This window comes from Cupriavidus sp. 05T313 (assembly GCF_056396665.1).
Window position 1 is genome coordinate 20,835 of record NZ_JBFTLX010000070.1, and the last position, 6,754, is coordinate 27,588.

The window sequence follows — 6,754 nt, forward strand, 5'->3', positions numbered from 1 at the left end:
CCTGAAAGGCAGAATAGTAAGCGATTCTTTAATTAACCAGCGCGCCGGTGCTCTTTGTGTCCAGCCTGTGCCGCGCCCCTGCGGGTGGCGGCGGATGCACCGCCTTGTTCCGGGAAGCGGTCAGATCAGGCTGCCGGACGCTTCCTGTACCGCCTTGGCCAGCGCCTCGGCCACGGCCCGCACGCGCGGCGAGCGTCGCACGTCAGGGTGTACCGCCAGCCAGATATCACGCCGCAGGGCCGCATCCGGCGGCATCATGCCGAACAGGGCAGGGTCGTCGCGCGCCAGGAAATGCGGCAGTACGGCCAGGCCCAGCCCTGCGCGGCAGCCTTGGTGCAGGGTGGCGAGATCGTTGGCGTGCATCACGAAGGGCCGCTCGCCGGCCAGGCGCTCCAGCCAGCGCTGCTGCGGTACCTCGCGCAAGGATTCGCCGTAGCCGAGGAAGACCCAGGCATCCTGGGGCAGCCCGACCCAGCCGTGGCCGCCATAAAGGCCGTAGCCCATTTCGCCCAGCTTGCGCGCCGCCAGCCCCGGCTGCTGGGGCCGCGACAGCCGCACGGCCAGGTCAGCCTCGCCGCGATGGAGATCGGCGGCGCGCGCTTCGCCCGTCAGGTCGAGCACGATCCCTTGCCACTGCGGGCGCAGCGCGGCCAGGCGGGGGACCAGGAAATGGCTCCCGAAAACGGGGGGTACCGATAGCCTGACAGTGCCCTCCAGCGTGCTGGCGCCCAGCGCGGCCCGGCCAAAGGCAAGCGCCTCTTCCTCCATCCGGCTCGCGTGGGCGAGCAAGGCCTCGCCTTCGGCGGTCAGCGGCCAGCTGCGCGGCAGCCGGTCGAACAACCGCACGCCCAGCCTGGTTTCAAGGCCCTGCACGCGTCGCGCTACCGTGGAGTGTTCCACGTGAAGCACTCTGGCCGCGCCGGACAGGCTGCGCTGGCGGGCCAGTGCGAGGAAGTACCGCACGTCGTCCCAGTCCAGGGGAAGGCCACCTTGTTCTGTCGAAATTTGCACAATAAACGCGAACGATTTGGGAGTTCCGATCTATTTTGCACCGGGCTATCGTGATGCGAGTCGACTTTTCGACGCTACCTGCACGTTCAACGATTCGATACGCCATCTCGCGGAGTCCGCCATGACTGCCATCCCTTCACTTCAAGTGCGCCTGCATGCCCCCGGTGGGCGCGAAGCATTGCGCCTGGAAACCGTACCCGTCCCTGCGCCCGGCCCGGGCGAAATCCGGCTGATCCACACCGCCATCGGGGTGAACTTCGTCGATGTCTACCATCGCACCGGCCTCTATCCCTTGCCGGCTCTCCCTGCCACGCTGGGCGTGGAGGGCGCGGGCATCGTGGAGTCGGTGGGGCCTGGCGTCAGCGGCCTGTCGGAAGGGCAGCGAGTGGCCTATGCCGGCCCTCCGGCGGGCGCCTATGCCCGCGTGCGCAACTTGCCGGCCGAGCGCGCCGTGGCGCTGCCCGAGAGCGTGCCGGACGAGGCCGCCGCGGGCGCCCTGCTGCGCGGTATGACGGCGCACATGCTCTATGGCCGGGTGCGCCCGCTGCGCGCTGGCGACAGCGTGCTGGTGCACGCGGCGGCGGGTGGTCTGGGCCTGGTGCTGGTGCAGTGGGCGCGTGCGCTGGGCGCGCGCGTGATCGGCACCGTTGGCAGCGAGGCCAAGGCGGCGCTGGCGCTGGCGCACGGCCTGGAGCGCGCGGTGCGTTATCGTGAGGCGGATTTCGTTGCTGCCGCGCGCGAATTCGGTGGCGGCGACGGGGTGGACTTCGCCATCGATGGCATCGGCGCCGACACACTGGCGCGCACCCTGGCAGCGGTAAGGCCATATGGCATGGTGGCCAGCATCGGTCAGGTGGGCGGCGACAGCGGGCCGCTCGACCTGGCAGCGCTGGGGCCGGCCAGGTCGATTGCGCTGTCCCGGCCGGGCGTGTTCCGCTTCATGGCCGATCTCGCGCGCTACCGCGAAGGCGCCCAGGCCACGCTCGCAAGGCTGGAGGCCGGCCTGAAAGTGGAGATCGGCGCGCGCCTGCCACTGGCCGAGGCCGCCGAGGCGCATCGCCGGCTCGAAGCCGGCGAGACTTCCGGCTCCCTGTTGCTGCTGCCATGAACGGCGCCGCATTGCCATCGCCAAGCCCGGCCGGGATTGGACAACCTTTGGAGCGTTCCATGCTGTACCTGATCTTGTTGCGCTACCGCGCGCCCCTGGAAGAACTCGACCGGCACCTGGCGGCACACCGCGACTTCCTTCACCGCCACTATGCTGCCGGCCATTTCCTGCTCTCGGGCCGGCAGGAGCCGCGCGTGGGCGGCGCCATCCTGGCACGCGGGACAAGCCGCGAGGAGGTGGCGGGCTGGCTGGCCGAAGACCCCTTCCATCGGGAAGGCCTGGCCGACTACGAGACGATTGCCTGGGCGCCCGGGCTGCGCGCGGGCGACGTGCCGGCGGCATGGGCGCCGGACGCGGCAGTGGTGGAACGGGCCGTGGAGAACTAAGGTACCGAAGCGCGGACCGCGTCAAAGGCCAGCGTCGCGTGGCGGCGGGAAGGGGGCGCTAGCCGACGTGCCGCCGCGGTGGCCTGCCGGCTTTGGCTGGCCTGTCCACATTGGGTTGCTGTTGCGCGGCGTCTGGTTCCGGACGGTTTCGCGTGAGCCAGAGCCACAGCGCACTGGCTATCCAGCCAGCCACGAAAACCGTATCGCCGCAATGGTTGAGCAGCACGGCCGCGCCTGGTGCATTGAACAGGTCGGCCAGCCAGGGGGCGGGCAGGCGGGCTGCGATCCAGAGGAGCACAGCCGGTCCACTTGCATACACGCCTGGCTGCCACCAGTTTGCATGGGGCAGCCAGGGCCTGTGGGCTGTGCGCTTGACCACGGTGTTCTCCAGCCTGACGCGCTTCGTGGCGCGTCGTATCCATTTGTTGCGGGGTTTGGCCCCGGCTCGCGCGGATAACGACTCGCATCGCGCAGCGGGACAGCACCTCGTGTTGGAATCATAAGCCGATTGCCAACAGTGTGTCTGAATCTTTAAAGCGTTGTGTGGGCCACCCCACACCCGGCGGCGGCAGGGTTGCGGTGCAATGCGGCGGGCGGGTGCGGTGCAGCGAATTCGCTTCAAGTTTTTTGATGGAGGTATCCGCAAACGCCTACCGCCAGCGGCGGCAAGTTTTGTCACACTCAATACCGTTATCCAAAGGAATTGAGAGCCGACATCATGCTCCCCGCCATCTACATCTCACACGGTTCCCCCATGCTCGCGCTCGAGCCGGGCCGCAGCGGCGCCGCGTTCGACGCCCTCGGCGAAGTGCTGCGCCAGCGCAAGCCGCGCGCGGTGCTGATCGTCTCGGCGCACTGGATCTACAGCACGCTGGTGGTCGGCACCCGGCAGCGGCAGGAGGCCTGGCACGATTTCGGCGGCTTCCCGCGCGCGCTCTATGAACTGCGCTACGACGCACCTGGCTCCCCGGCGCTGGCCGACCGCGTCAAGGCGCTGGTGGAGGCCGCGCACGTTCCCGGCGCGGCGGTGGTGCTGCAGGACGACGAGCGGCCGCTGGACCATGGCGCGTGGATGCCGATGCGGCACTTCTTCCCGGACGCCGACGTCCCCGTGGTGCAACTGGCATTGAATCCGTATCTCCCGCCGGCGGCCCAGATCGGGATCGGGCGTGCGCTTGCGCCCCTGCGCGACGAAGGTGTGCTGGTGCTGGGCTCGGGCAGCTTTACCCACAACCTGCAGGAAGTCTTCGGCATCGGGGGCCGGCGCGAGCAGCACGGCTCGCCCGTCGAGCCCTATGTGGAGTCTTTCCGCGGCTGGATGATCGAGGCACTGGACGAGGCGCTCGCCAGCGGCGACACCACGCGCATTGCCGACTATCGCGCGCAGGCGCCGTACGCCCGCCGCGCGCATCCCACCGACGAGCACTTGCTGCCGTTCTTCGTAGCGCTGGGCGCGGCGCTGGGGCCGCATGACGGCTTGCCGGCGCAGAAGACGCTGCCGGCGGGTGTAGCACGGGTGGCCGACGATGTGACCTACGGCGTGCTGGCGATGGATACCTTCATGTTCGAGGGCGTGGGCACGGAACAGAGCGCTTTGACCAGCGCGACGGCCTGAGCCCGCAGGGCGCTGCTACCCTTTGCGGGCGGACAGGTAAGGGCGCGCCAGCCGGGCGCCCGCCAGGGCGATCCAGCCCATGGTGAGGGCGACCACGCCCAGCCCATATTGCAGGCTGCTCGCGTGGGCCACGCCGCCGATCATCACCGGCCCCAGCAGCAAGCCGATATACGCAAAGCGTGCCACGCGCGCGATCGCCTCGGCCGGCGCCACGCCCGGCAGCCGCGACGCGGCCACGAAGAAGATCGGCACCATGTTGGCCGCGCCCAGGCCCATCAGCGCAAAGCCGGTCAGGGTCGCCACCGGCACGGGCCACAGCAGCGCCAGCATGATGCCCACGAACGCCACCCAGGCACTGCCTGCGAGCGTGCGCGCGTCCGACCAGCGCGCGCGCAGGCGGTCGCCGCCAAAGCGGCCGCAAGCCATGCCGCCGGAAAAGGCGGCATAGCCGGCGCTGGTCCAGGCGTCGGGCGCCTGTGCCACTTCACGCATAAAGACGCTGGACCAGTCGTACATCGCCCCTTCGCCAACCAGCCCCAGGAAGGCCATCAGGCCCAGCAGCCAGAGCGCGCGCACCGCATGCGCGCGGTGGTGCGCGGAGGGCGACGGTACCGGATGGTCGTCCAGCAGCCACGGTGCCACGCCGGCGGTAACCGCCGCCGTCAGCGCCGCCATGCCGATGACGTGCGCCAGCGGCGGCACGCCCAGGCTCAGCAGTACGCCGCCAACGGCCGCGCCTGCCATACCGCCCAGGCTGAACATGCCGTGCAGCGCCGACATGACGGGCCGCGCGCGGCTGGCCTCCACCGTGGCGGCCTGCGCGTTCATGCCCACGTCGAAGGCCGCGTTGGCCATGCCGAAGGCAATCAGCGCCGGGATCAGCAAGGCAAATTGCGGCATGGCGAGAATGGCGGCGGTGGCGATCGCATAGACCAGGCCGCTGCGCCGGCAGGCGCTGGCGCTGCCCACGCGCGCCACCCACCGCCCCACCGGCCCCATCGCAGCGATGGCGCCCGCGGCCACCGCCAGCATGGCCAGGGACAGCACGGCATCCGACAGTCCGAAGCGGGCCTTGATGGTGGGGATGTGCACGCCCCAGGTGGCGAAGGTGGCGCCGTTGACGAARAACAGCGCCATGGTGGCGCGCGCGGCGTGCTCCACGCGGCGCGCGCCGACCGGGGCAATGGCCGGAGCGGCGGAGGGGGGCGAAGGCGGCCGGGTCAGATTGCTGGAAGTGGAATCGGGCATGGATGCGGCGGGCATCTCCGGCCACGCGCGGTGGCGCCGAGGTGCCCTGGCGGGCGCTGCAGGGTAGTCGAGCCCCGCATCGTCGCATATCGGTGCGTCGGGCGCACGACCGTACCGTCCAGGCCCCTTTGCCCGCCGCTGCGTCCCTAGGCCGCCGCTGGGTGGCTGGATGTACGCAGCAGGCCGCGCCGGTGTAGCGCGAACCCGAAGGCAGCCAGCGCCATCAGCGCCAGCGCCACCATCACCCACAGCATCAGCCAGTAGCCGCCCGCGGCGCTCCACAGCAATGCGCCCAGCCAGGGGGCGGCGGCCTGCATCAGCAGCACCGGCGTCATCATCAGCCCGTTGAGCGTGGCGTAATGGTGGCGCGAGATCAGTTCCGGCATGGCCATGGCGCGCAGCATGGTGTTGACGCCGTTGGCGCAGCCGTAGAGCACGGCGGCCAGCATCAGCCACTTGCCGTAGCCGAGGGCAAAGCACAGCAGCCCCACGCTCATTACCACGTACACCGGCAGCGACAGCCGCAGCGGGTGGCGCACCGGGAAGCGCATCATCACCAGGCGGCCGACTACCTGGGCTGGTCCGATCAGTGCCGCCACCACCAGTTGTTCGCCCAGCGGCAGGCCCTTTTCGGTCAGCATCGGGATCAGGTGGGCGCCAAGCAGCGAAGCGATCACCGACAGCGCGGTGAAGGCCAGCACCACGGCCCAGAACACCGGCTGGCGCAAGGCCATGCGCGCAATACCGGGCTGCGCCGAGTTCTCCAGCGGAGCCGGCGCCGGGGCGGCGGCATAGGAGGCATGCGCCACGTAGCGCAGGCGCGCATGCAAGGGCGCGCAGACCAGCAGGTTGAGCCCGGCGAAGCACAGCAGCGTCTCGCGCCAGCCCAGGTGCAGCACCAGCCATTGCGCCAGCGGCACGAAGATGGTGCTGGCAAAGCCGGCCATCAGCGTCACGGTGACGATGGACTTCTGGTAGCCGTCGCCAAAGGCCTGGCGCAGCACCACGAAGGCGGGCTCGTACAGGGTGGTCGCCATGGCCAGCCCGAGCGGTATCCACATCAGCAGGAAGGCCGCCTGGTTCGGGCTCCACGCCCACAGCAGCAAACCGCAGCCCGCCAGCACCGATCCCGCGCACATCACGATGCGCGCCTGCACGCGGTCAAGCAGCCGGCCCACGGCAAACGAGCACATGGCCCAGACCAGCAGGCCCAGCGAATAGCCGCCGGCGAGGAAGGGTTTGGAGTAGCCCAGTGTCGCGCTCATCGGGGCGATAAAGACGGTGAAGGCGAAAAAAAGCGTGCCCCAGGAAATGGTCTCGGTGATGCCGAGGGTCCAGACCAGCTGACGTGGCGAGATAGGGGGCCTGCCGGGAGAAGCTTCGTGT

The 6,754-nt window shown here is 69.7% G+C and carries 7 protein-coding genes; 3 read left to right on the top strand and 4 right to left on the bottom strand.

Going from position 1 to position 6,754, the window contains the following annotated elements; translation table 11 throughout:
* Positions 1-120 precede the first annotated feature (120 nt).
* Positions 121-978 carry a LysR family transcriptional regulator gene (locus tag AC1DKD_RS17200; RefSeq protein WP_441632990.1) on the bottom strand — a complete coding sequence of 286 codons (858 nt, stop codon included), beginning with the start codon at positions 976-978 and terminating at the stop codon, positions 121-123.
* A 154-nt stretch (positions 979-1,132) separates the two neighbouring features.
* Between AC1DKD_RS17200 and AC1DKD_RS17205 the strand changes: the two genes are divergently transcribed.
* Positions 1,133-2,119 (top strand): quinone oxidoreductase family protein, encoded by a 987-nt coding sequence (locus tag AC1DKD_RS17205; protein WP_441632947.1) that lies wholly within the window; start codon positions 1,133-1,135, stop codon positions 2,117-2,119.
* 59 nt (positions 2,120-2,178) lie between these two features.
* A complete protein-coding gene (locus AC1DKD_RS17210) occupies positions 2,179-2,505 on the top strand; it encodes a YciI family protein (RefSeq protein WP_428179148.1) in 327 nt (108 codons plus the stop codon).
* 58 nt (positions 2,506-2,563) lie between these two features.
* Here AC1DKD_RS17210 and AC1DKD_RS17215 read toward each other — a convergent pair whose 3' ends face one another.
* The gene (locus tag AC1DKD_RS17215; protein WP_441632949.1) at positions 2,564-2,803 is read right to left on the bottom strand and encodes a hypothetical protein; all 240 of its coding nucleotides are present in this window, start codon (positions 2,801-2,803) and stop codon (positions 2,564-2,566) included.
* A 420-nt stretch (positions 2,804-3,223) separates the two neighbouring features.
* On the opposite strand from AC1DKD_RS17215, the gene AC1DKD_RS17220 reads away from it, so the two are divergent.
* Positions 3,224-4,120: a DODA-type extradiol aromatic ring-opening family dioxygenase gene (locus tag AC1DKD_RS17220; protein ID WP_441632951.1), complete on the top strand. Its 897-nt coding sequence runs from the start codon at positions 3,224-3,226 to the stop codon at positions 4,118-4,120.
* Between the two features lie 15 nt (positions 4,121-4,135).
* Here AC1DKD_RS17220 and AC1DKD_RS17225 read toward each other — a convergent pair whose 3' ends face one another.
* Both AC1DKD_RS17225 and AC1DKD_RS17230 read right to left on the bottom strand, forming a co-directional pair.
* On the bottom strand, positions 4,136-5,368 hold the full coding sequence (locus AC1DKD_RS17225; RefSeq protein WP_441632953.1) for an MFS transporter: 1,233 nt from the start codon (positions 5,366-5,368) through the stop codon (positions 4,136-4,138).
* A gap of 146 nt (positions 5,369-5,514) precedes the next feature.
* Positions 5,515-6,726: an MFS transporter gene (locus tag AC1DKD_RS17230; RefSeq protein ID WP_477143503.1), complete on the bottom strand. Its 1,212-nt coding sequence runs from the start codon at positions 6,724-6,726 to the stop codon at positions 5,515-5,517.
* Between the last annotated feature and the right edge of the window lie 28 nt (positions 6,727-6,754).